Below are 23,923 nucleotides of genomic sequence, written 5' to 3'. Positions count from 1 at the left end.
TCAAACCTCTTTGAAGGCGGCCATCAGACGCTGCCATTCTTCCTCGCGGTTTTCGAAATCTTCTTTCGGGAAGCGGCGTTCGGCCCACTGCATCAAGGCAGGACGGCTCAGAAACGTATGGCATTCCTCGCCCCACTGGTCGGAAATTTCGCGCAGCACCAAATATTTGCCCTGCACTTCAACGGTCATCATGTTCCACTTGTCGGTTTTGTATATTTCATGTTTTTTGATCATAGGTCGTCTCCAAACTTACGGTTTTGGTAAAATGATACCGTACCCTTAGATGCAAAGCAAATTTTTTCGCATTCTTTGGAAAAGATAAATTGCAATGTGCATGGTCATACAGTATAATGATGGTATTCACCACAGATGGTGATATTTTTAGGAGGTTGTTCATTTGAAAGGTACAGTTAAATGGTTTAACGCAGAAAAAGGCTATGGCTTTATTTCCGTTGAAGGCGGCGAGGACGTATTCGTACATTTCTCCGCAATTCAAGGCGACGGTTTCAAAACTTTGGAGGAAGGTCAAGCGGTTGAATTCGAAATCACTGAAGGAAGCCGTGGTCCTCAAGCAGCTAACGTAATTAAATTGTAAGATCTATCCGCCCGGCGGATCTCTTATAAATGATTGACCGATAGCTGAACATTAGCAATCAAGCACAGTCTCCCTTATGGGTGGCTGTGCTTTTTTTGGTTCGGTTCAACCAAGCCCCGCCCGATTACGTGCGGCGGAGCATGTGGAAGAACAGTTGGAGCGCGAATCCGATCAGGGCGGCGAATGCAAAAGCCATCGCCGTCAAATAGAACGTTTCCCTGCCGGCATGTTCCAGAAGCAATCCGCCCAATGTGCCGCTGAGCAGTCCTGATGCGCTGGACCATACAATCGTGAACAGGGCCATGCCGGTCGCCCGGTAATTGTCGGGAACGAGCCGAGTAATGTAGCGGACAGCGGTCACATAGAAAACGCCGAAGGTCAAGCTGTGCAGAAACTGAACCATGATGACGGTAGCGGGCGTATCGGCCATGGACATCAAGAACAGCCGGATCGTGTACATCAGTGCGGCAAGAGCAAGCAAAGGCAGCTCTTTATAGCGGTTGCCGTACTTGCTGAGCAGCAAAAACACGGGAATTTCGCTTACGGACCCAATGAGCAGGGACCAGCCGATGACCCCTTCGTTCGCTCCGAGTTCCTTAAGCGTGATCGTCAGAAAGGCTTCGTTCATTCGGTGGCCCAGGGCAAGCAGGAAGGTACAGCCGAAAAAAAGCAATACCTCCCGGCTCTTCAGAATCGACCATAGCCCGGAAAGCTCCATCTTGCTGCTGCTCGCCACAGGCTGATCCTGAAGCTTGAATCCGATAAGCAGCGTGGTTGTCACGATGGCAATACATATCCACATCGTCCAACCCGGTCCGAAGGAGCCGAGAAAATATCCGATGGCCAATGCAAAGAAGGCATACCCGATCGAACCAAAAACCCGAATGGACGTAAAGTTTTTGCCGTATTTGCTGGCCGTGGTGATCGCCATCGTATCAGCCAGGGGGTAGACCGGATAATAGAAAAAATAAAAAAGGGTGACCAGGACGAACACTTCGCCAAACGTTGTTGCATTGGCAAGCAGCACACCCATGATCAACTGCCCGGCCAGCAAAATGATCATCACTTTCCGCACCGTTTGGTATCGGTCGCTGGCCATGCTCCAAAACATGTTGGAAAACACGGAGATGAGCGGACCGATTCCATACAGGTAGCCAATTTCGGCCCGGCTGAAGCCCAGATGGCTGAAAAACAGCTGGAAATAGGACACAACGAGCACGGTGGACCCGAAAATGGTGAACATGAGTGCCCGCAGCCAGTTTTGATCCGGACGGGCGAGAGGACTTGAATTCATGGTTGACATACTCCAATCTCGTAGTTGAAATCCGTTGTTCCTAAAGGGCGGAGGATTTTCCGCCCCTGCCTGCCGATCTCATCGTAGGCTCCTGCTGCGTGCGCCGGATGACCAGCCACACGATGACCAGTTCGGCAAACAGACCCAGGGATTGCGCGATGGCGCCGATCATGCCGTTCCAGGACGGAAACAGGTTAATCAGGATAAGCAGAACAATCATAGTGCATATTGCATTGGCGGCCTGGGATCGGAACATCGTTTTGGTCTGCCCGCGCAGCAAAATGAGGCCGTTGCTGAAATCCAGGAACGGGGAGATCAGCGGAAACAGCACAAAGGCGCGCAGGGTCCATAAGCTCTGTTCCAGCAGATTGCCTTCCACGCTCATGATATGTTCCAAAACCCATGGGCCTAGCGGCGTATAGGCGATAGACGTCGTCATCGCAAACGGAACGAAGCCCGTGACGAGCGCGAACTTTTTGACGAGCGTGGCATTGACCTCATAGAAGTTCAGCACGATCTGGTGAATATAAGTAAAGAAGCTCAGCATGAGCTGCATCAGGCTGCTTGCTACCGCAAAGGAGGAGATCGCCAGTGCGATGCCCGTCGTTTTGCCAAGCGCGATGTTAATGACCGGGCCGATGAACAGCGCCACGAAGCTGGACAGGAGCAAAGGTTTGTAAAAGCGAAATACTTGCCCCTTCGTTTCTACCGGATGATCTTCCAATTTGGCAGGCATGTTCCGTTTGATGCTGTTTCCTTCGACAAAACTAACCAACGCCTCAATAATCATGCCGACCGCAAAAATGATAGCGCCTACACGACCGCTGTTAATGGTATCCGTATAGATGAAATAGAGGGAAAGTCCATACATGCCGGCAAGCCGGAACAACATGCCGAACGTTAGCCATTTCGTGCGGTTATTCGTAATGATGATGCCTTGATAGATGTTACGGATGACCGAAAATATGCTGACATACATCAGGATCTCGTATACATCGATGACTTTGGTCAAGAGGTCGGGACTAACGCCGAACAAGTATTTGAACACGAGCGTTCCTACGGGGGAATACACGATCGCAAAACCGATCAGAAGCACGCAGGCCAAAAATATTTTCGTGACGAAAGCGAGCGCCTGAAAAGAAAGGCGGTCACGAACCAGCGCAGAGCAGGTTTGCCGCAATAAAGTGGAAGGGCGCTCGGTTAAGGTCAGCAGGCTTCCGGCGATTGCATAACTGGCAATGACCGTTTCCGGGTGCGCCGAGCGCGCCAGCGTGCTGTTAATGATTACGTGAGAAATGGTGACGAGAGAGGCGGAAATGCCGAGCGGCACGAAAAAAGCAAATAACCGTCTCCATGAGAGCGGTTCACCTGACGTCATGTCAACGACTCCTTTTATGGATGAAATAAAGTTAGTATACCACAAAGCTTATGCAGTGGATGCGATTTTTTGCCGTGCCGGCAGGGCAGATCATTTGTACAATTAGGGGGATCATATTATAATAGTAGTGGTTTAAAATCGCTTTATTACGTATTCAATCAAGTGGAGGCACATTTAATTTGAGCCAATTCAATCAAAGCCGCCATCAATATCCGCGGGGACCGCTCGATTTGATGAGGAAGGTGTACAGGAACACCATTCCGGAAACCCGGAAGGAACTGGACGGTTGGAGAGCAGCGGCGGAGCGCATTCCGAACGAGGAGCTGCGCAATCAAGCCTTGGCCAGCCTCAGGGACAAGCAGTTTCACTGCGAAGGGGGCACGGTATATGCCTTGCCCGACATGAACCAGAGGCACATTCTGATCCCGCTTATCGTTTCTTATCAAACCATTAGTGATTATTTGGACAATCTATGTGATCGCAGCACGTCGATGGATCCCGGCGATTTTCGCCTGCTTCATCAATCGATGCTTGATGCGGTTAACCCGGAGGCTTCGCCTGTCAACTATTACGCGCTTCGCGAGGAGCAGGATGACGGAGGATACCTTCATTCCTTGGTGACGCGGTGTCAGGAGCTGACGCGCCAGTTGCCCGGCTACGAGGCCGCCAAACCTCAAATTCAGGATCTGGCAGGTCTATACACGGACCTGCAGGTATATAAGCACATCAAACCCGAGCTGAGAGAAACGGCGCTGCTTGAATGGTGGTCGAAGCATCGTCACCGCACGCCTCAGCTGCGCTGGAACGAATTTGCTGCCGCGACCGGTTCCACGCTGGGCGTTTTCATGCTATTCTTGGCTGCAAGCGACGGGCACCTGACGGAAGAGCAGGCTGCTTTGATTCATAGAGCCTACTTCCCGCATGTGTGCGCACTGCACATCTTGCTTGATTATTTGATCGACCAGGATGAGGACCGTGTGGGCGGAGATCTCAACTTTTGCAATTATTACGATCATGTTGAGACCATGCTGGACCGCATTGCTTTTATCGTGGAGATGGCACGCAGCGATGTGCGGAACATTCCGGGGAATTCGTTCCACCGAATGATTATCGAGGGACTGCTGGCCATTTACCTGTCTGATCCCAAAGTCAGCGAACAGCAGGAAGTTCGCGCCGTATCCAAGCGTTTGATGAAGAAGAGCCCGATGACCCGGGTGTTCTTCTTCGCGTTCAGCCGCTGGATTCGCAAAAAAATGTAAGTCAGGCGTTTTTGTTGCGGGAGCCTGAAGTGAAACTAGAGGAGGAAGAAACATCATGTCAGCAGTAAAAAAAATCGCAGTTCTAACGAGCGGTGGCGACTCACAAGGAATGAACGCAGCTGTTCGTGCCGTCGTTCGCAGTGGTTTGTACCATGGTCTGGAAGTCTACGGCGTGCAGCGTGGATACCAGGGTTTGCTCAACAACGACATTTTCCCTATGGATTTGCGCAGCGTTGGCGATATCATTCAGCGCGGAGGAACCGTCTTGCAATCGGCCCGCTGCAAAGAGTTCTACACCGCTGAAGGACAACAAAAAGGGGCGGACATTCTGCGTGCGCGCGGCATTGACGGCCTGGTCGTGATCGGTGGAGATGGCTCCTACAACGGGGCAAACAAATTGAGCAAATTGGGCATTAACACCATGGGACTTCCTGGAACGATCGACAACGACATTTCGTTTACGGATTACACCATTGGCTTTGATACAGCGGTTAGCGTAGTTGTCGATGCGGTTAACAAATTGCGCGACACGATGTCCTCCCATGAACGTTCTTCCATTGTTGAGGTTATGGGACGCCATTGCGGCGATATCGCACTGCATGCCGGCCTGGCTTCCGGCGCGGAAACGATCCTGGTGCCGGAAGTTCCATTCGACATGGACGAAGTGGCAGAGCGCATGAAAGCAAACTTTTCACATGGCAAACGCCACAGTATCATCGTTGTTGCCGAAGGTGTAGGAAAAGGCGAAGATGTAGCCAAAGAATTGATGGAACGCTGCCCGACCTATGAACCGCGTGTAACCGTGTTGGGACATATCCAGCGCGGCGGGACTCCAACGCCGTTTGACCGCAACCTGGCCAGCCGTCTGGGCGATTTCGCCGTACGCTCACTGATTGAGGGAGAAACAGACAAAGCTTGCGGAATCATCAAAGGCGAGCTTGTATTGACGGACATCGATAAAGTGGTCAACACCAAAAAACAATTCGATTTGGACACTTACGAGCTTGCGATTCGTCTGTCCCAATAAATCCGGCATCATGCAAGAAAGAGCACGGCACCACTTGAAGTGGGCCGTGCTCTTTCTTTATGCACCGCATGCGGAGCGTCATCGGTTTATCGTTGCTGAACGTGGTTGCTGTTCTGCTGCGCCGCCATACGCTGCACGACAAACAGGCGATACAAGAGAGCGACAGCCCCCACAGCAAGACCAGCGATCAGGCCGATCCAGTACCCAAACGGGCCGAAGGATGTGTACGTTGCCATGAGATAGCCGACGGGCAAGCCGATAATCCAATAAGCGACAAACGTAATGATCAGAGCAGGATTTACATCCTTGTACCCTCTGAGCGCGCCTTGCGTCGGGGTTGCGATGGCATCTGAAATCTGGAAAAAAATGGCGTAGATCAAAAAGTGCTGGGTTAGCCCGATGACGTCGGCTTCTTTGGAGTACAGCCGGGCTACCGTTTCGCCGAATATCAGGAGCAGAGCGGCGGTAACCAGAGAAAGCAGCACTGCGCCTCCAATGCCTAGGAGACTGTATTGTTTGGCGTCCTTCACGCGGCCTGCTCCCGATTCATAGCCGACAAGGATGGTAAGTGCCATGCATATGCTTACCGGCAGCATGTACAAGGTTGATGCAAAATTCAGCGCCGCCTGGTGCGCCGCTATGGTTACCGTATCGAATCGGCTCATGAGCAACGTGACGGCGGCAAAGATCGAAGTTTCGAAAAAGGTGGCAAACCCGATCGGGATGCCGATTCGCAGCAATTCCTTCCACTTGCTCAGCGATACGCCACACCATTTTCGGAAAACTCCGTATCGGGCAAACGGCTGAATCCGATGCACAAAAAATATGCTGATCAGAAAAATCAACCAATAGGTGCTTGCCGTTGCAACGCCTGCTCCGACCCCGCCCAATGCGGGAAAACCCCAGCGTCCGTAGATCAGCAAATAATTCAGAACAATGTTGATCGGAAGGGAGATCAACGTAATCAGCATCGTGACTCTCGTTTGCCCCAGCGCATCCATGAAACTGCGGAGCACGGTATACCCGAACAGCGGTAGAATGCCGAAAGCAAGCGCGCTCAAAAATCCATGAGCGACTTCTGCAACCCGGAAGTCCAGAGGCATGGCGTCCAGAACGGGGTTTAGCAGCAGAGCGCCAGCGCCGAGCACAATCAGTGCAACCGCGAGGCCAAGGTATAGGGCCTGCAACGTGCTGCGGCCGATCTCGTCATAGCGTTTGGAGCCAAGAAGGTGCGAAACGATGGGAGTGATCCCCATCAAAATGCCGTTAAGCCCGGTCTGAACGGGCATCCAGAGGCTTGTGCCGATAGCGACGCCGGCCAGATCGGCGGGAGAGAAGCGCCCTGACATGTTCGTATCGAAGAACGACATGGCAGACAGCGATATTTGCGTCGTGAAGATCGGTAAAAATATGATCAAAAACGGTTTGATTTTTTGCGAAAAGCTCGTTGTTAACATGTTCACGTGAAAGGCCTCTCTGTTCTGAATAATATCATCAAGCTGTCGTATTGAAAGCGCACAGCTATTCATTGTAGAGGATTTTCATTCGTTTGAATAGACGGGGAAACAAAAACCGCCTCCAACCGGGCATTCCCGGCTGAAGGCGATTTGTTCATCTTTGAATTATTGAATAAAACTTTCGTTCTGATGTTCGCAAATACTGTATTGAATAATTTCCATTGCGTCCCCTTGCTCCAGAATGCCCATTCCATCCCGGAGGACAATGAGTGAGTCCAGCTCATTCGGTTTCAAGAAAGGGAGCATCTCAGGGCACCATCTGTTGACGATTTCTAACAGTTTCACCGTTTCCATCTCCACAACAATCACCCTTTCCTACTCGAATTCCAAACATGGTAACTCATTCGGCGAGAATTGGAAAAGCATAAGGCCTGTGAAATTGAAGGGCAGTTCCCTGCTATACAATCATATTTAGGAGCTGTGCACCATTATTATACCACAAAGTTACGAATTGTTAACCGGACAGAAACCTTTATCCTCTACGGAACGAGCCCATAACGCCAACCGTTTCCACAATGTTAACAAATGCGTTTGGGTCGGTTTCCTTGATAATGCGTTTGACTTCGACGAGTTCATACCGCGTGGTTACTGTCATTAACATGTCCTTTTCAATGTCGGTGTATGCTCCTTGCGTTTTGATTTTGGTGACGCCGCGCTTGTGTACAAGCATTTTTTTGAGCATGGCCTCGGTTTCGTTGGTCACAATATACAGCGTGACTTTGACATGGCTGATATGGATGAGATCGAGCACTTTGCCTGTAATGTATATCGACAAAATGGAGGCCAGGGCGATGTTCCAGTCATCGTTCAGGTAACCGGCAAGCAAAATAATGGCCCCATTCATGCCGGCCATTACGGTTCCGATCGGAAAATCGCGATTGCGGGTAAAGATCGAGCCGACAATGTCAAGACCGCCGGTCGAGCCGCCAACCCGGAATGAAATGCCTGTTCCCAGTCCGACCAGAACTCCCCCGAAAACACAGCTCAGCAATGGGTCGTCCGCTACGGTAATGATTGGCAGAAAGCCGATAAACCACGAAGTGGCGAGGACCGAAACAATGCTAAGTATAATAAAGCGCCTTCCGAGAATGAACCAGCCTGCAATGAGCAGTGGAATATTCAGGACAAAGTACATCACGCTCAGATTTAATGCCGTAAAGTAGCCAAGAAGCATGGATATGCCGGAAACCCCGCCGCTAAGGAGCTGATGGGGAATCAAGAACCAGTTAAAGCCGCACGCAATGGCAGCCGCGCCAACGATGATCGCCAGAAAATGCCAAATCATTTTGGGCAATTTAATCACCTCATTTTAGTTTTGAATCAGATCGCTGGTAATCTTGATTTGTTTTGTGATATAATAATTTGTGGATATTCTTGAGTAGGAAACTTTTTCCAATTGGAACGGTTAAAATTTAAAGTGTTTCAACGTATGCTATGTAGTTTTAGTCTTATGTTGGGGGCCCATTCACGAATTCGGCAACAAGGTAAAATTGGTGAAATGAAATCGGCGTTGTGGGAAACCCTATAAATATTAACGCTACTTAAGAATACAGACAACAAAGTGGATTGTCCACCATGTCCACCCTATAGAAGGAGTATGAATAATTTTGACAAATTTCTCAGAATTCAATTTGGAACCACTGGTGCTGCAAGCGATCACCGAACTCGGATTTGAAGAAGCGACTCCGATTCAGGCAAAATCGATTCCAGTAGCTCTGACGGGCCGTGATTTGATCGGTCAAGCTCAAACAGGTACAGGTAAAACGGCTGCTTTCGGTATTCCGCTGATCAGCAAAATTGCCAAAAACGACGAAAAAATCCGTGCCCTCATCATGGCGCCTACCCGCGAACTTGCGATTCAGGTTGCCGAAGAGATTGAAAAACTTACCCGCTTCAAGGGCCTGCGCTCCCTGCCTATCTATGGCGGACAAGACATCGTTCGCCAAATCCGTGCCCTGAAAAGAAAACCACAAATTATCATCGGTACGCCAGGACGTCTCCTGGATCACATCAACCGCAAAACGATTAAGCTTGAAGACGTACAAACCGTTGTACTGGACGAAGCGGATGAAATGCTGGATATGGGCTTCATGGAAGATATCCAATCCATCCTGAAGCAAGTGCCGGACGATCGTCAAACCATGTTGTTCTCAGCGACAATGCCTCCTAACATCCAGAAATTGGCTCAACAATTCCTGAACAACCCAGAGCATGTTTCCGTCATTCCAAAACAAGTTAGTGCACCTCTGATCGACCAGGCTTACATTGAAGTGCCTGAGCGCCAGAAGTTTGAGGCGTTGAGCCGTTTGCTCGACATGGAATCCCCGGAGCTCGCCATCGTGTTCGGTCGTACGAAACGCCGTGTGGACGAATTGGCTGAAGCGTTGCAAAAACGCGGTTATTCCGCCGATGGTCTGCATGGTGACTTGTCTCAAAATCAACGCGATACCGTTATGCGCAAATTCCGTGACGGCAGCATCGACGTTCTCGTGGCAACGGACGTTGCGGCGCGTGGTCTGGACGTTTCCGGCGTAACTCACGTTGTGAACTTTGACCTTCCGCAAGATCCGGAGAGCTACGTTCACCGTATCGGTCGTACGGGCCGCGCTGGTAAAGAAGGTGCAGCATGGTCGTTCGTTACTCCGCGCGAGATCGATCATTTGCACTTCATCGAACGCGTGACGCGCCATCGCATTCCGCGCAAACCGCTGCCTACGCTTGCTGAAGCAGTAGAAGGCAAACAGCGCGTAACTGCAGAACGTCTGCTTGAAATCATGCAAACCGGCGAGTTGAACGAATACAAAGGCATTGCCATTCAATTGCTGGAACAATACGATTCCGTTCAATTGTTGTCTGCGGCATTGAAGTTGCTGACTGGCGACAAAAAGGATGCGCAAATCGAATTGACGCCGGAAGATCCGATCCGTGCAAAACGCCGCAGACCAGATGTGCGTTCCAGCGGACGCAAACCATCCGGTTACAACGGCAACCGTAGCGGTGGCGGCGGCGGATATAACCGCGACCGCAACAGCAATGGAGGACGTGGCGGATATAACCGCGATCGCTACAGCAGCGGAAGCAGCAACCGCGAAGGTGGCTATAACCGTGACCGCAAACCGCGCACAAACAACAATGAAGGACGTCGCCCTGCACGGGAGTCTTCTTTCGAATAATAAAGCATGACTAAGAATGGAGCAGGTTTCCTGCTCCATTCTTTTGTTTTGCCTTCGGGCAGGGACTTTCTGAGCCGAGGTTAACGATACGGATGATTTGCTTATGCAGGCAGCTCGCTTAGACAGCTCTTTTCGGGAAGTGCTGGCTTTTCCTATCCAGAATAGAGTATATTAATATTAGAGTTTACGTTAGAAGCAAGGCTGTGGAGGAGGAGAAATGTTTGGAATTTAAAGGAGCTATGGGCGGGATCTATCGGCTGACAGAGTGGATTACGAGACTGGCCGCAACCAACCTGTTGTGGGCGATTTGCTCGTCGCCGTTCTTGTTTTTCTTGGTCATGAAGCTGCTGGTGATGCAGCAGAATCTCGCCAACGAATCATTGCAAATGAATTGGGCTATCGGTATTGTGGCACCGCTTACACTTTTTCCGGCGACTTCGGCACTGTTCACGGTTGTCCGGAAGTGGAATATGGGAGATACGGATGTACCGATTTTCCGTACTTTTTTTAAAGGGTACAAGGAAAATTACAAACAGAGCTTGCTCGGGGGTATTTTCTACACGGTACTGTTTGTTGTCATGTATCTGGATTATACGGTTTACATGACGCAGTTCCGAAACATGCAGCTTGTCGGTATTATTATGTTGATTTTGCTGCTGCTGCTGTTTGTGTCCTTGTTCAACTTTTTCTCGATGGTTGTTCACTATCATATGTCCATCGGACTCATTATCAAAAATGCGGTGCTTTTGACACTGATCAGACCGTTCCGCGTATTTTCCACACTGCTCGGAAGCGGATTGCTGTTCTATATCGGCTTTAGTTATCCTGTATTGTTCATCTTCTTCATCATTAGCATTGTTGCCTGGTTTGCCTTCTTCAACTTCTATGCCACATTTAACAAGATGCAGGAACAAATGCAGAAGATGCAGCTGCAGAAGGAAGAAGAGGAAGCGGCTCTGGCTGAGGAAAAAGGGGACGAACGGGCAGACGGAAATCCGGCCAGTGAGGGACCTGCCGATAAATCCGATCGGGAGCAGGTTAAATAATCTTGATGAGCGGCATTTACTTTTGCCGCGGTTAGGGATATAATAACTGTACATCCTGCGATGTACGTTTCGGTTAATCGTTGTTTTGAACCAATGATGATGTCTTCGGGAGATCTACATAGAATGTTGCTGAAAAGCCCTGTCTATATGACAAGGGGACTTCAAACACATTTTTGCGGTCACCCACCTGCCAAGCAGGTTCATAAGACAATGTAGCCGGACGGCATAGGCGGGTTCTCTAACAGACGTACAGCACCCTGACTGCTTCCTTTGGAAGGAATTCAGGGTGCTTTTTTTGTGCGTAAACCATTCTGGTTTTGTTAAAAGTGCTTCATGCTCTTTTGTTACTACCTGAACAATGATACACTAGTATACATAAATGGAACGGTTACATTTAAAGGGGGAAGGGTCTTGTCATTAAAGAGAACGTTCGTTGGCATCATCCGAAGTATGGAAGGGACCAGTGATCGAGCCAAGGATCCCAAGATGAAAACGCGGTATTATAACATGTCCAAAGATAAAGCCTTTGAAGAAGTGTCTTCGACGCTGAAAAAGATTCCCGGATACCGTGTGCTGCATGAAGTGCCTTCGGTAGGAGAAATTATTCTGGAAAAGCGCACGTCGTTTGGCAGAACGATGGATATTACGGTGTCGATCATTTCGGTAAGTCCGGTACGCAGCGCGGTGGATATGTACTCGGCTTCCCGGGGATCTTTTGGGGATTTGGGCTCCAATTATCGAACGATCCTGAACTTATTCTCGGTGCTCGACAAGAAGCTGGCTCAGTTTAAAGTGCATGAATGAGTGACTGAGGATCAAAAAAACAAAAGCGAGAGAAGGTAAACCTTCCTCGCTTTTGTTCTGAATGCGCAGCATTGTTTTACAGCAAAGCTTTGACGGCAGCAATAGCCTGTTCAAAGTTCGGGGAATCCGCCATCTCAGGCAAATATTCCACATATGTAATTTTGTCGTTGGCATCTACAACAAAAATGGAACGCATGTCCAATTGGAATTCCTTGATCAGGACGCCGTAGCTTTGGCCGAACGAACGCGTTTTGTAGTCGGACAGGGTGACAACGCGATCCACACCAGCAGCCCCGCACCAACGCTCTTGCGCAAACGGAAGGTCAACGCTCACGGTCAACACAACCACATTTTCTCCGAGCTCTCCGGCTTCCACGTTGAAGCGGCGTGTCTGTGCATCACATACTCCGGTGTCCAGGGAAGGAACAACGCTGATGAGTTTGATTTTTCCGGCATAGTCTTTCAAAGTTGCGTCTTCGAGCAGGTTTTTGCTCAGTGTGAAATCAGGTGCCTGATCGCCCACTTTCAATTCAGGGCCGATCAGAGTAATAGGGTTGCCTTTGAATGTGGCTACGCCTGTACGTTCTTGTGACATAATAATGTTCCTCCTTTTAATTGGTGATCCGTGCCAAAATCCATTATAATCTTTTATGAGAGGCATTGTCCAATATGGAGGCCGTTTCATGATTATGATTCGGTTCACCGAATGGTGTTCCGAAAAGGGTGGAGTGAACCTATAGACCTATGATATTTATTCGGTACGAGAACTGGCGGAGTTATTTGAAATTTTTCCCGCTGACATCTTTGTTGTTGTTGGCCAACGTTATTATGTTCATCGTGCTGTCCTTTAATGGCGGTTCGACAGATTTTAGAACGTTACTGGAGTATGGCGCCGTGACGAACGATCCGTCTTTTGAGGGAGAGTGGTGGCGTTATATCACGTCCATTTTCATGCATTCGGGTTTTGACCATTTATTTTTCAACAGCTTTGCGTTGATTGTGTTTGCACCTCCTATGGAGCGGCTGTTAGGATCGTTAAGGTATGGGGTGCTGTATCTTGCAAGCGGCGTGTTAGGGAATGTGATATCGGTGGCATGGTATAATTCCGCAAATATGCTCACGATATCCGTAGGGGCATCAGGGGCGATCTATGGCATCTATGGGGCATTTTTGTACGTCGCCTTATTCCAACGGTCGATGATGGATGAAGCGTCGCGCAAAACCCTGTATACGCTGCTTGTGTTCGGGATCATTTTTTCGATTGCTATGTCGGGTGTTAACTGGATGGCTCACCTCGGCGGTTTGCTCAGCGGATTTTTCATTTATGGCCTAATGATCAGACTATGGAAACCCCGCATGTTGAAGAGGTAGCGTTTAAAGTTTCATGGAGTATACAAAGTAGGATAAGAAGGGTAATAGCAGATTGGAGAGATCAGGCGAGTGGAATTAAGACAGTTGCATTACTTTGTGAAGGTGGCACAGAAAGAGCATGTAACTCAGGCTGCAGAAGAGCTGCATGTGGCGCAATCTGCCGTGAGTCGCCAAATTCACCAGTTGGAGGAGGAGTTGGGTGTTGACCTTTTTATGCAAAAGGGTCGTAATTTGCAGCTGACTCCGGTTGGCCAGCTTTTTTGCAAACGGGTCGAAGGTATTTTGAAAGACCTTGATAAAGCCGTGGGCGAAGTGCATGAATTTCTGGACCCGGAGCATGGCGAGATTCGCATCGGTTTTCCGCACAGTCTGGGCATTCATTTGATTCCCTCGGTTGTGGCGGCATTTCGGCAGCGTTATCCAAACGTTAAATTCAGATTTAAACAGGGCATGTTTCCCACGCTCATTCGCGACGTATTATCGGCTGAAGTGGATCTGGCGTTCATTTCTCCGTTTCCCGAAAAGCATGATCAGGTAGCGGGGGACATTGTGTTGACGGAAGAGCTGCACGCCATTCTTCCTCCGAATCATCCGTTGGCCGGCGAGAATGAAATCGAGCTGCAGCAGCTTAAAGATGACAAATTTGTATTGTTCAGCAAAGGTTACTCTCTGCGCCCGATTGTTTGGCATGCCTGCTTGGAGGCAGGGTTTACGCCAAAAATTGCCTTCGAGGGGGAGGAGACGGACACGATTCGGGGACTGGTAGCTGCAGGAATGGGTGTTAGCTTGCTTCCCGAAATGTCCCTCTTTGAAACCAAACCATTGCAGCCGGCCCATGTGGCTATTTCCCAACCGAAAGTGACGAGAACGATTGGGTTAATTCATCGTGCAGATGACAAACTCCCGCTTGTCGCTCAATCTTTTCGCACATTCCTGCTTAATTATTTCGGCTTGCACAAAAACAATACCCCGTCCTGATCAGGACGGGGTATTGTTTTTGTTGTATGATCTACAAACGACCATTAGTCGCGGTTGTTGAAGATACCGATATAGCGGATCAACTCCAGCAGGGAGATCAGTGCTGCTGCCACATAAGTAAGAGCTGCGGCATTAAGTACCTTCGCTACGCCTTTCTCCTCTTCATTGCGAATGTAACCTTCGGATACCATAATTTCTCTGGCACGGTTGCTGGCATTGAATTCGACCGGCAGCGTAATAAGCTGGAAAGCCACGGTGACCGAGAAAAAGATGATCCCCAGACCGATCAGATTGAATGCGTTGAAGATAAATCCGCCAAGCAGCAGGAAAGGAGCGAGTCCGGATGCAAAGTTCACGATCGGGAAAATCCGGTGACGCAGCGCCAGCATAGGGTAACTTTCCTTGTGCTGGATGGCATGGCCTACTTCGTGGCAAGCGACCGAAATGGCCGAGATCGAATTTTCGTAATATACAGGTTCCGAAAGCCTGACGACGCGGTTAATTGGATCGTAGTGGTCAGACAACGCGCCGCGAACAGGTTCGATCGGAACGTCGTGCAGGCCGTTGGTATCCAACATGTGGCGTGCTGCATCATATCCGGTCATCCCGCGTTGGTTCGGTACGTCAGACCAGCGGTTAAATGTACCTTTAACGCGGAATTGCGCCCAAACAGAGAGGCCGAATGCCAGCATGATCAGTATTAGCATACCCGAGTTAAAACCCATATTCATTCCTCCGTTTTCTTTCTTAAATATTACATCATGGTGTTTTCGAGCAAGATTTTCAACGCTTCCATCGTGCCGGCGCTTTTCGCAAGAAGTCCGGTGATCATCTTGCGTGATTGTGAGGGTTTCATCTCCCCAAGCAGCGGCTTAAGTTCGTTGACTTCCCGCTCGAGCTGTTGAACATGAAGCTCCAGGCTGGACAGTTTGCTTGCAACCTGTTCTTCGGTGCTTACCAGGCTCCACTTTTCCAGCGTCTGTTTAATCTCTTCGAGACTATACTTCTCTTGCTTCATCTGTACAATACGTTCCAGCCTAGTTAAGGTTTCATTACTATAGAGACGATAATTTTTTTCGGTGCGCTCTTCTGGAGCGATCAGGCCCAATTTGGTGTAATAATCAATCGTCCGTTCGCTCACACCAGCGGTCTTGGCAAGTTCGCCAATCCGAAACAGTTTCATATCCCCCAATGATATTCACCTCTTTTGCAGTTCAAATGTAGGGAATTGGTCATTCCGATTGCGGTAAAGCGGCATCCGCCCCATTACGATCTATAGATATGATACATGATTTTTAACCATACAGTCAAACGTTACGCTTTAGCGAAAAGGGATCGTGTTATCTATGTCTATGTGCTTATTGGACATGATTATGTACTTAAGTACAAGAAAAAGACGTAAGACTTTATGGCTATAAAATATTTTCGGATTTGCTGAAAAAACCCTTGTCAACTTTCCTGACTCCTGCTTATAATGACATTAAGAATTTCACGACATGTGAAGAAAACTAACACTTGAGGGAGTGGGGTACATGAGAAAGAAATGGTTGGTTTCGATGTTAGCAATGCTTACCTTGTTGGCTTTCCCGGTCAGTGCTTTTGCGGCAGCCGAGGGGCCGACGAACGTCGAACTCCAAAGCGGGTTGAACTCGGCCTTTACGTTTCTGGCGGTAGTGCTGGTGTTCTTTATGCAAGGGGGATTTGCTTTACTTGAAGCAGGCTCCACAAGAATGAAAAATGCAGGACATATTGCGGGTAAAACCATCCTGACATTGGGAATTTCGGTCATTGCCTTCTGGGCATTCGGATTCGCTCTTGGCTTCGGCAACGGAAATGGATTTTTCGGAACGACAGGTTTCTTCCTGAGCGGAGATCAAATGGCAGCATCTTTTGAATCCCTGGCCTTTTCCGATGTACCGCTGACCGTCAAATTTGTATTCCACCTCGCTTTTGCGGCGGTATCCTTGGCCATTGCGTGCGGTGGCATGGCTGAACGTGCAAAAATGAGCGTATATATCGTATTTGGAGCCCTGTACACCATCATCATGTACCCTGTTGTCGCTCACTGGGTATGGGGCGGCGGCTGGCTCGCGGAACTGGGCATGCAAGACTTCGCAGGTTCCACCGTCGTTCACTTGACGGGTGCGACTGCAGCGCTGGTAGCAACGATTCTATTGAAACCTCGTATCGGTAAATACAACAAAGACGGTAAACCTAACATCATTCCAGGTCACAACCAAGTCTATTCTGTGCTTGGCGTCATCATCCTCTGGATCGGTTGGTTCGGTTTCAACCCGGGCAGCACGCTGTCTGCAATGGGAGACGGATTCTTCGGTTACGTCGCTTTGACGACCAACGTAGCTGCTGCGGCTGGTGGTGTAGCTGCACTTCTGATTTCCTGGGCAGTACTTGGCAAATCCGACATTCCTAGCATGCTGAACGGTGTGCTTGCGGCGCTCGTAGCCATTACAGGTGCTTGTGCCTTCGTTGAGCCTTGGGCAGCGCTGGTCATCGGTGCTTTGGCGGGAATTATTACATTCTTTACGGCTCAATGGTTTGATCGGAAAGGCATCGATGATCCAATCTACGCGTTCTCCGTACATGGTATAGCCGGTATGTGGGGCGCAATCTCCACAGGTTTGTTCGCAACGCCGGAACTTGCCGAAACTGTAGGAGTAGGCCAAGCGGGTCTGTTCTACGGTGGTGGATTCCATCAATTGGGAGTTCAGTTGCTCGGTCTCGTAGGCGCATTTGCCTTTGTGCTGGTATTATCCTTCATCATCCTGGGCGGAATGAAAGCGATTATGGGTATTCGTGTTACGGAGGAAGAAGAGACCATGGGTCTGGACATGAGTGAGCATGGGACTTACGGTTATCCTGAGCAAATGAAAAGTCTGGAAAATAAATCGGGAAGCGGAACGTTCAGCTCCTAAAAGGTGGGCATTGAAATGAATCACGCTGCAAGGAGGCTGGACATGATGGAACCCATTCCGTATATCAATCAATCCTGGTCCTTTGAAGGAATTGACGGTGCTTCTTCTTTTGAAGAACTGCGCCAGGCGCGCGTATTATTGCAGAATGAGCTCCAGGGATTGTTGTCCGCTTCCTTGTCGCCGATCGAGTGGTACCAGACGGTAAATGAGCTGCATGACCGGATTTATCGGAAAGCAGTGGAGCTGTGCATTCAGGGGATGGTAGAGGAGGGCTTCGGTCAGCCTCCCGTCCCCTATGCCTTTATCGTGTTTGGAAGTTCGGGCAGGGAAGAGGCAACATTGTGGAGTGATCAGGACAACGGCATGATCATCGATGATGCCCCGCATGACGGGAAAGAAGCCTATTTCGCGGAATTGGGACTTCGGCTCAGCGATACGCTGGAACAACTAGGTTATGCCAAGTGCGAAGGGAAGGTCATGTGCTCGGAGGTGTTGTGGCGCAAAACGCTGGAGGCGTGGAAGAAGCAATTGCATGATTGGCGAACGGATCTGGCTTGGGAACCTGTCCGCAATCTGATCATCGCATCGGATATGCGATTTGTGGCAGGTGAGCGGAGTCTTGCCGAACAATGGGTTGCCGCGTTCTACGAGGGGTTTAGAACCGTGCCGGAGTTGTCGGATGCCGTGCTTCGCAATACGGTAAAACATAAAGCTACGCTTAACATTCTGGGCCAGGTCGTCACTGAGCGGTTTGGCGAACACGCAGGCGGTTTCGATGTGAAATACGGCGTTTATATTCCTCTCGTGAACAGTGCTCGTTTTCTTGCACTCCAGCATGGAATCAAAGAGACGTCAACGCTCAAACGGCTTCAGCGGCTGATGGTGCTTGAAGCCGTGCCGATGACGCTGTCGGATGCGGCGCAGCGGGCATTCATGAGCGCGCTCAAGCTGAGGCGCAGCACGCCGATTGCTCTAAAGGACGGGTTGCAGCACAGCAGCGGGTTTTTGGATGAAAAACAGCTAAAGCAAAAACAAGTGCATTTTGAGCTCAGGGAAACGCTGGGACTGGTTCGGAGGGTACATCGTGCCCTTCAAAGACAGCTGCGCTTCACGGAAAGGAGACGTTCATGAGAGAGCCGGCTAGGGGCAATACTGGATTCTGGAATTCGCTGCGTCAGGGAGGAGTGCCTTCCGCCATCGCTTCCATGATGGGGGCCCCTACGGCGCAACACATGGCGTTTATTCGCTCGATGATGCGGGAGCAGCGGAAGCCGGAGGCGCTGCATACGCCGCTGCGCGAACTGAATGCGGTCGTGTTCGATCTGGAAACGACGGGTTTTTCTCCACAGCACGGGGATGAAATTCTTTCATTCGGTGCGGTACGCATTTGCGGCGGGGAGGTTGTGGAAGGAGAACATTTTTATACGTTGGTCCAATCCAAAACGGCCATTCCCCGGCACATTACCGAATTGACCGGCATCACTCAGCAAATGACATCGGATGCGCCTACATTGCTCGAAGGGCTTCATGATTTCATGTCCTTTGTGGGCGGCAACGTTCTCGTCGCCCACGCGAGTGCCCATGATCGCGCTTTTCTGAACGCTGCATTATGGAAAACATCCAAGGTAAGGCTGACTCACAGGTTGATCGATACGATGATGCTGGCACGCTGGCTGGAGCCGCAGCGCCCGGGATATGGGCTTGATGAGCTGCTGGAGTCCCGCGGCATTCCGATCCAAGGCCGGCATCATGCGCTTGAGGATGCGAGAATGACGGCGCAGCTGTGGTCATGTTATCTGGAAGACATGACTCGCAAAAACGTGGAAACGTTAGGCGATCTGTATACCCAGTTAAGTCACGCTTAGCGGTGTTGGTTGCAAGGCATACGATTCAGTCGAGGCTGACAGGCTGCCTTTTTCCGGCGCTTTCATGATTTCATAGCCGCCGAGCAGCATCCGGGCATTGGATGAGCTTGCTGGAACGGGTGACCCGATGAGATAGATACGCAGCAGTCCCGCAAACGAGGGGAGGTTGTCCAAGTCTCTCGCCGATGGAATCGGAGAGGTGCGCGGATGGGAATGAAATATGCCGATGAGCTGCTTTTCCTGGAACACGCAGCGTATCCATTCAACCTCGTCCATGACGAAGTGATGCAGCGGGTCAGGCGCTACGTTGCGAATGGGCTTAAACCGGCTGATTCGCATGCCGCCCGCTGCAGCTTCACCCAGCACAACCCCGCAGGCTTCTTGCGGCAGTGAAGAGAACATGTGCCTCGCCATTTCCTGCTCTATGGAGCGGGGGATGTAGATCATGTTTTGCTGTCCGTGAAGTGCTGCCATTTGTATTCACCCCTCTCTCTTTGGCTCCTGCTTCGGCAGGGGTCCTTTTTTGTCTGGTGTCGATTGTAAAATTTTAAACGAAAAGGGTACAATATAAAAGGACGAATGTCATCGTATTCAAGGAATGCGTTTGCAGCATGGAGGGGACAAGTCCGGATCGTGGCTTTGTTTTGCGATTACAATCAAAGGTGGCTTGCCATGAGAAGAAATCTGTACATCATTTTGGGGGTTGTGCTGTTGGTAGGCATAGCCGTCGCTCAAAATAAAGGTGAAGAGATTGCCGCTGTGTTCAGCCAGGAGAAGCCGTTGCCCACGAAGACCGGGCCGCAGGCCGGTTTGCTGGCGCCTGCTTTTTCGCTTCAGGGTATGGACGGCCGGACGTATACGGCAGGAGGAGCAAAAGAGAAGCCGATCCTCGTCAATTTCTGGGCCTCATGGTGCGAGCCGTGCAAACAAGAGGCGCCTGGACTCAACCAGTTGGCTGCCAAATATCAAAATGATCTCGACGTCTACGGTGTGAATGTAACGCCTTATGACAAACTGAAAGATGCGATGGCATTTGTGGACAACTATAAGCTTACGTTTCCGATTTTACTCGATGAGGATGGATCGGCCTACGCCAAATATAACGGTGTTGCTTTCCCGACGAACGTGTTGATTGATGGGAATGGGGTCGTGCAAGAGATTATTCTCGGCATCCTGCCTGAAAAGGAATTGGAGAAGAAGATCAAGAAATTGATTAAAGGATAATGGCAAGAAAAAACAAAAACACCTGTTTTCCGAATGGAGAAACAAGGTGTTTTTGTTGTGCAATGCATCATATTTTCCGGGAAATAGCCATTTCGCCTTAATGATTGCTAAGACCATGAGCGGCAGTGTGCACGATGCCGGGCCCGTCCTGCAATTCTTCCTGAAGCAGCGCATAACGGAAGCTGTGTACGAGAGCTTCCCAGGAAGCTTCGATGACGTTTTCCGAAACGCCGACGGTATTCCACGTATCTTCCGTGTTCTTGGATTCGATCAATACACGAACCTTGGCGGCCGTTGCATCTTTTTCATCCAGTACACGCACCTTATAGTCGGACAAGTGCATATGAGCAAGGGAAGGGAAGTACTGCACCAACGCTTTCCGAAGGGCGTTGTCCAGCGCGTTGACCGGACCGTTTCCTTCTGCAGCAGTGTATACGCTTGAACCAGCTACGTTCAGTTTCACGAATGCTTCGGAAACGACCGGCTTGCCGGCTCCTTTTTCCACGAGCATTTTGAACGACTCAAAGGCAAACAGCTCCTGAATGTCTCCATTTGCTTCACGGATCAGCAATTCAAGGGAGGCATCCGCACCTTCGAATTGATATCCTTGATGCTCCAGATCCTTGATTTTGTTAATGATCTGGCGGGAATCTTCACTGTTCGGATCGAATTCAAGACCCAGCTCCTGCGCTTTGGATACGATGTTGCTTTGTCCCGCCAGCTCCGACACCAGCACGCGCTGTTTGTTGCCGACGAGTTCCGGTTCGATATGCTCATATGTGCGGGAATCCCGTAAAATCGCGGAGACGTGGATGCCGCCTTTGTGCGCAAAAGCCGAATTGCCGACATAAGGCTGGTTGGTTGGCATGTTCACATTGGCGATCTCGCTGACATAACGGGCCACATTGGTCAGTTGCTTCATGGATTCCTGGGAAACGCACTCGTATCCCATTTTTAATTGCAGGTTCGGAATGATCGAGGCAAGGTTTGCATTTCCGCAACGCTCGCCATACCCGTTCATCGTACCCTGCACCTGTCTGGCGCCAGCTTGTACGGCACTTAACGTGTTGGCCACCGCCAATTCGCAGTCGTTATGCGTGTGGATGCCGAGATAGGCCTCGGGCAGGCGGTTTGCCATGACGGATACGATTTCATACACCTCATGCGGCATCGTTCCGCCATTCGTATCGCACATCACCAGCCAATCCGCTCCGGCTTCGTGGGCTTTGCTCAGGACGGCTTTTGCATAATCTGGATTATGTTTATACCCGTCAAAAAAATGCTCGGCATCAAAGATGACCTCCATGCCGTTTTGTTTCAGAAAGGCGATGGAATCATATATCATGGACAGATTCTCTTCCAATGTGGTTTGCAGTGCCGTATGCACGTGGAAATCCCATGATTTGCCCACCAAAGTAGCCGCATGCGCGCCTGATTCGAGAATTCGCTTCAGGTTTGCGTCTTCGCTTGCAATGCTGCCTTTGCGGCGCGTGCTGCCAAATGCAACGATTTTGGCGTTGAGATGCAACTCTTTGACCCGCTTGAAAAATTCAATGTCCTTGGTGTTGCTGCCCGGAATTCCGCCTTCAATATAATGGGCACCCAGATCATCGAGCTTTCTGGCAATTTTGAGCTTGTCGTCCGCGGACAGACTGACGCCCTCTCCTTGCGTGCCGTCACGTAAAGTCGTATCGAAGATGGAAATGGCCTTTGACATGAAGATCCTCCTTTAAAGGTAAAGCTACTTTTTTTCGTTATGTTTGGGTGAATCCTTCGATCCTGCAACGCTACACTGTATTAAATTCGCAAGATGAATTTGTCCTACCTTCGGGAATTTGTATAATTTATTATTATAGCACCATTGCCGCCAAATGCCACATGCAATTCTCATTTTGATGTTACAAATGGTTTTGCGTGACGGTGAACACACTTTGCGGCAGTTGAAAAGCATACAATAGGTGCATTCCGATGATTGTGCATGCCCAGCCCTTTCGCTGCATACATGATTTTACATAACGTTCCTTGGTATAATGGGAAGCAGGTCTATAGAAAATAGACGATAGGACCGTACGAAGGGCGGGATGTCATTGTCTTCCGAAAGAACCCGGCATGCTGATGTGGAGCGTTACTATCCTGCAGCCGGAAGGGTTATTTTGCATGTCGACATGAACGCATTTTACTGTTCCGTGCATGAAGCCGAGGAACCGGAGTTGTACCGGGGCAAGGCAACGGCCGTAGCTGGAAGCAGCGAGGTGCGCAAGGGCGTGATCGTGACCTGTTCTTATGCGGCCCGAAGCAAGGGGATTTCTACAGGTATGGTCGTCCACCAGGCACTGCGCAAATGCCCGGATTTGATCGTTATTCGCCCGGACTTTCATTTGTATCGGCAGTACTCGAGAGCATTCATGCAAATTGCATATAGCTTCACGCCGCAGTTGGAAGCCACCTCGATCGACGAGTGTTACCTTGACATTACGGGATCGAAGCAGTTTGGAACCCCGCTTGACATTGCCGAAACGATTCAGCGCCGCATTCGTGACGAACTCGGGCTTCCTTGCTCGATCGGCATCGCACCTAATAAGCTGTTGGCCAAAATGGCATCCGATATGAAGAAGCCGAATGGCATTTCGATACTGCGCATGAGGGATGTGCCTCATATCCTGTGGCCGAAGCCATGCGGGGAGCTGTTTGGCATCGGACGAAAAACGGCGGAAAAATTGAAAAAAATAGGAATCGAAACGATTGGCCAGTTGGCGCAGTCGGATGAACGGATGCTGGTCGACGTTTTTGGCATCAACGGGACCTGGTTGAAAAATTCGGCGCAAGGCATCAATCATTCGCCCGTTCAGCCGGAGCGGGAAGCAAACAAGTCCATCGGGCACACCACCACGCTGCCTGCCGATATCACCGAAATAGACGACGTGCATCGGGTCCTCCTGAATATAAGCGACCAAGTGGGAAGGAGACTGCGCCGGCACGAGATGCTGAGCCAAGGCATACAAATCACCATTCGAACACCCGAGATGAAGACGATTACCCGATCCCGCATGCTGGATGTGCCAACCGAAGACGCAACCGTCATTTACCGCGAAGCCTGTGCCCTTTTCGCCAGGCACTGGGGGAACGGAAAGCCTGTCCGGATGCTGGGGATCACCCTTCAGAATCTGATTCCACGCGAGGAGAGCGCGGTTCAGCTGGATTTGTTCGATTATGAGCAAAAGCCAAAAAAGGAAAATCTGATTCGCATCATGGACCAACTTCGGGACAAGTTCGGGGAAAATGCCGTCGTCACCGCAGGCATGCTTGGGGATGACCCTTCCGTCCTGCTTCGAAATCACAAGGTTCGCGGAACGTCGCTTCAAAAAGACAACTTGCAAAGTCCGGAGTAAATGAGGCATAATGAAGTCTTGAGTCGTTAAAATGATTTGTAATTATTCTTGCTTTGTATTAATATGTTTC

General features: G+C 50.0%; 24 protein-coding genes and 1 other RNA gene. 14 read left to right on the top strand and 11 right to left on the bottom strand.

Annotated features, from left to right (window positions below; translation table 11 throughout):
- Nucleotides 1-234, bottom strand: coding sequence for a hypothetical protein (locus L6H98_RS20910; protein WP_236418150.1), 234 nt, complete (start codon nucleotides 232-234; stop codon nucleotides 1-3).
- 163 nt (nucleotides 235-397) lie between these two features.
- On the opposite strand from L6H98_RS20910, the gene L6H98_RS20905 reads away from it, so the two are divergent.
- Entirely contained in the window at nucleotides 398-595 is a 198-nt protein-coding gene (locus L6H98_RS20905) for a cold shock domain-containing protein (RefSeq protein ID WP_236418149.1), read from the top strand.
- 124 nt (nucleotides 596-719) lie between these two features.
- Here the strand turns inward: L6H98_RS20905 and L6H98_RS20900 are convergent, their stop codons facing one another.
- Both L6H98_RS20900 and L6H98_RS20895 read right to left on the bottom strand, forming a co-directional pair.
- The gene (locus L6H98_RS20900) at nucleotides 720-1,889 is read right to left on the bottom strand and encodes an MFS transporter (RefSeq protein WP_236418147.1); all 1,170 of its coding nucleotides are present in this window, start codon (nucleotides 1,887-1,889) and stop codon (nucleotides 720-722) included.
- A 40-nt stretch (nucleotides 1,890-1,929) separates the two neighbouring features.
- The gene (locus tag L6H98_RS20895; protein WP_236418145.1) at nucleotides 1,930-3,267 is read right to left on the bottom strand and encodes a multi antimicrobial extrusion protein MatE; all 1,338 of its coding nucleotides are present in this window, start codon (nucleotides 3,265-3,267) and stop codon (nucleotides 1,930-1,932) included.
- Nucleotides 3,268-3,446: 179 nt separating this feature from the next.
- Between L6H98_RS20895 and L6H98_RS20890 the strand changes: the two genes are divergently transcribed.
- Together L6H98_RS20890 and pfkA are read left to right on the top strand one after the other, a co-directional pair.
- Nucleotides 3,447-4,526 carry a tetraprenyl-beta-curcumene synthase family protein gene (locus L6H98_RS20890; RefSeq protein WP_236418143.1) on the top strand — a complete coding sequence of 360 codons (1,080 nt, stop codon included), beginning with the start codon at nucleotides 3,447-3,449 and terminating at the stop codon, nucleotides 4,524-4,526.
- A 55-nt stretch (nucleotides 4,527-4,581) separates the two neighbouring features.
- Complete coding sequence (pfkA, locus tag L6H98_RS20885; RefSeq protein WP_236418134.1) at nucleotides 4,582-5,553, top strand: 6-phosphofructokinase; 972 nt, start codon at nucleotides 4,582-4,584, stop codon at nucleotides 5,551-5,553.
- A gap of 86 nt (nucleotides 5,554-5,639) precedes the next feature.
- On the opposite strand, the gene L6H98_RS20880 is transcribed toward pfkA, so the two are convergent.
- The 3 genes from L6H98_RS20880 to L6H98_RS20870 all read right to left on the bottom strand — a co-directional run bounded on the left by L6H98_RS20880 (nucleotide 5,640) and on the right by L6H98_RS20870 (nucleotide 8,364).
- Entirely contained in the window at nucleotides 5,640-7,010 is a 1,371-nt protein-coding gene (locus tag L6H98_RS20880; protein WP_236418526.1) for an MATE family efflux transporter, read from the bottom strand.
- 165 nt (nucleotides 7,011-7,175) lie between these two features.
- A complete protein-coding gene (locus tag L6H98_RS20875; RefSeq protein WP_236418123.1) occupies nucleotides 7,176-7,364 on the bottom strand; it encodes a hypothetical protein in 189 nt (62 codons plus the stop codon).
- Nucleotides 7,365-7,542: 178 nt separating this feature from the next.
- A complete protein-coding gene (locus L6H98_RS20870) occupies nucleotides 7,543-8,364 on the bottom strand; it encodes a YitT family protein (RefSeq protein WP_236418121.1) in 822 nt (273 codons plus the stop codon).
- A 313-nt stretch (nucleotides 8,365-8,677) separates the two neighbouring features.
- Here L6H98_RS20870 and L6H98_RS20865 point away from each other — a divergent pair, with 313 nt between their 5' ends.
- The 4 genes from L6H98_RS20865 (at nucleotide 8,678) to L6H98_RS20850 (ending at nucleotide 12,093) form a co-directional block, all read left to right on the top strand.
- Nucleotides 8,678-10,243, top strand: a complete 1,566-nt coding sequence (locus tag L6H98_RS20865; RefSeq protein ID WP_236418112.1) for a DEAD/DEAH box helicase — start codon at nucleotides 8,678-8,680, stop codon at nucleotides 10,241-10,243.
- Nucleotides 10,244-10,464: 221 nt separating this feature from the next.
- On the top strand, nucleotides 10,465-11,289 hold the full coding sequence (locus L6H98_RS20860) for a DUF624 domain-containing protein (protein WP_236418101.1): 825 nt from the start codon (nucleotides 10,465-10,467) through the stop codon (nucleotides 11,287-11,289).
- 49 nt (nucleotides 11,290-11,338) lie between these two features.
- Nucleotides 11,339-11,529: non-coding RNA, 6S RNA (gene ssrS / locus L6H98_RS20855), on the top strand.
- Between the two features lie 171 nt (nucleotides 11,530-11,700).
- Complete coding sequence (locus L6H98_RS20850) at nucleotides 11,701-12,093, top strand: DUF1499 domain-containing protein (protein WP_236418091.1); 393 nt, start codon at nucleotides 11,701-11,703, stop codon at nucleotides 12,091-12,093.
- A 76-nt stretch (nucleotides 12,094-12,169) separates the two neighbouring features.
- On the opposite strand, the gene tpx is transcribed toward L6H98_RS20850, so the two are convergent.
- On the bottom strand, nucleotides 12,170-12,688 hold the full coding sequence (gene tpx / locus L6H98_RS20845; RefSeq protein WP_236418089.1) for a thiol peroxidase: 519 nt from the start codon (nucleotides 12,686-12,688) through the stop codon (nucleotides 12,170-12,172).
- Between the two features lie 149 nt (nucleotides 12,689-12,837).
- Here tpx and L6H98_RS20840 point away from each other — a divergent pair, with 149 nt between their 5' ends.
- Together L6H98_RS20840 and L6H98_RS20835 are read left to right on the top strand one after the other, a co-directional pair.
- Nucleotides 12,838-13,464, top strand: coding sequence for a rhomboid family intramembrane serine protease (locus L6H98_RS20840; protein ID WP_236418087.1), 627 nt, complete (start codon nucleotides 12,838-12,840; stop codon nucleotides 13,462-13,464).
- A gap of 69 nt (nucleotides 13,465-13,533) precedes the next feature.
- Entirely contained in the window at nucleotides 13,534-14,442 is a 909-nt protein-coding gene (locus tag L6H98_RS20835; RefSeq protein WP_236418077.1) for a LysR family transcriptional regulator, read from the top strand.
- A 44-nt stretch (nucleotides 14,443-14,486) separates the two neighbouring features.
- Here L6H98_RS20835 and L6H98_RS20830 read toward each other — a convergent pair whose 3' ends face one another.
- Both L6H98_RS20830 and L6H98_RS20825 read right to left on the bottom strand, forming a co-directional pair.
- A complete protein-coding gene (locus tag L6H98_RS20830) occupies nucleotides 14,487-15,167 on the bottom strand; it encodes a zinc metallopeptidase (protein WP_236418075.1) in 681 nt (226 codons plus the stop codon).
- 29 nt (nucleotides 15,168-15,196) lie between these two features.
- Nucleotides 15,197-15,625 carry a MerR family transcriptional regulator gene (locus L6H98_RS20825; protein ID WP_236418524.1) on the bottom strand — a complete coding sequence of 143 codons (429 nt, stop codon included), beginning with the start codon at nucleotides 15,623-15,625 and terminating at the stop codon, nucleotides 15,197-15,199.
- A gap of 349 nt (nucleotides 15,626-15,974) precedes the next feature.
- Between L6H98_RS20825 and L6H98_RS20820 the strand changes: the two genes are divergently transcribed.
- The 3 genes from L6H98_RS20820 to L6H98_RS20810 are packed head-to-tail and all read left to right on the top strand — an operon-like array spanning nucleotide 15,975 to nucleotide 19,240.
- Nucleotides 15,975-17,375 (top strand): ammonium transporter, encoded by a 1,401-nt coding sequence (locus L6H98_RS20820; protein ID WP_236418073.1) that lies wholly within the window; start codon nucleotides 15,975-15,977, stop codon nucleotides 17,373-17,375.
- Nucleotides 17,376-17,417: 42 nt separating this feature from the next.
- Nucleotides 17,418-18,506 carry a DUF294 nucleotidyltransferase-like domain-containing protein gene (locus tag L6H98_RS20815; RefSeq protein WP_236418071.1) on the top strand — a complete coding sequence of 363 codons (1,089 nt, stop codon included), beginning with the start codon at nucleotides 17,418-17,420 and terminating at the stop codon, nucleotides 18,504-18,506.
- Nucleotides 18,503-19,240: an exonuclease domain-containing protein gene (locus L6H98_RS20810; RefSeq protein ID WP_236418069.1), complete on the top strand. Its 738-nt coding sequence runs from the start codon at nucleotides 18,503-18,505 to the stop codon at nucleotides 19,238-19,240. Before L6H98_RS20815 ends, L6H98_RS20810 begins: the two co-directional genes overlap by 4 nt.
- Here the strand turns inward: L6H98_RS20810 and L6H98_RS20805 are convergent.
- On the bottom strand, nucleotides 19,226-19,714 hold the full coding sequence (locus L6H98_RS20805; protein WP_236418060.1) for a M67 family metallopeptidase: 489 nt from the start codon (nucleotides 19,712-19,714) through the stop codon (nucleotides 19,226-19,228). The genes L6H98_RS20810 and L6H98_RS20805 overlap by 15 nt on opposite strands.
- 198 nt (nucleotides 19,715-19,912) lie before the next feature.
- Here L6H98_RS20805 and L6H98_RS20800 point away from each other — a divergent pair, with 198 nt between their 5' ends.
- Nucleotides 19,913-20,464, top strand: coding sequence for a TlpA disulfide reductase family protein (locus L6H98_RS20800; protein ID WP_236418058.1), 552 nt, complete (start codon nucleotides 19,913-19,915; stop codon nucleotides 20,462-20,464).
- 97 nt (nucleotides 20,465-20,561) lie between these two features.
- Here the strand turns inward: L6H98_RS20800 and cimA are convergent, their stop codons facing one another.
- Nucleotides 20,562-22,181: a citramalate synthase gene (gene cimA / locus L6H98_RS20795; RefSeq protein WP_236418056.1), complete on the bottom strand. Its 1,620-nt coding sequence runs from the start codon at nucleotides 22,179-22,181 to the stop codon at nucleotides 20,562-20,564.
- Nucleotides 22,182-22,551: 370 nt separating this feature from the next.
- Here cimA and L6H98_RS20790 point away from each other — a divergent pair, with 370 nt between their 5' ends.
- Nucleotides 22,552-23,853, top strand: coding sequence for a DNA polymerase IV (locus L6H98_RS20790; protein WP_290371470.1), 1,302 nt, complete (start codon nucleotides 22,552-22,554; stop codon nucleotides 23,851-23,853).
- The last annotated feature ends 70 nt before the right edge of the window (nucleotides 23,854-23,923 follow it).

The sequence above is a fragment of the Paenibacillus sp. JJ-223 genome (genome assembly GCF_927798175.1).
In the GTDB taxonomy this organism is placed as follows: domain Bacteria; phylum Bacillota; class Bacilli; order Paenibacillales; family Paenibacillaceae; genus Paenibacillus; species Paenibacillus hubeiensis.
This window is presented reverse-complemented; position numbering and strand designations above follow the sequence as displayed.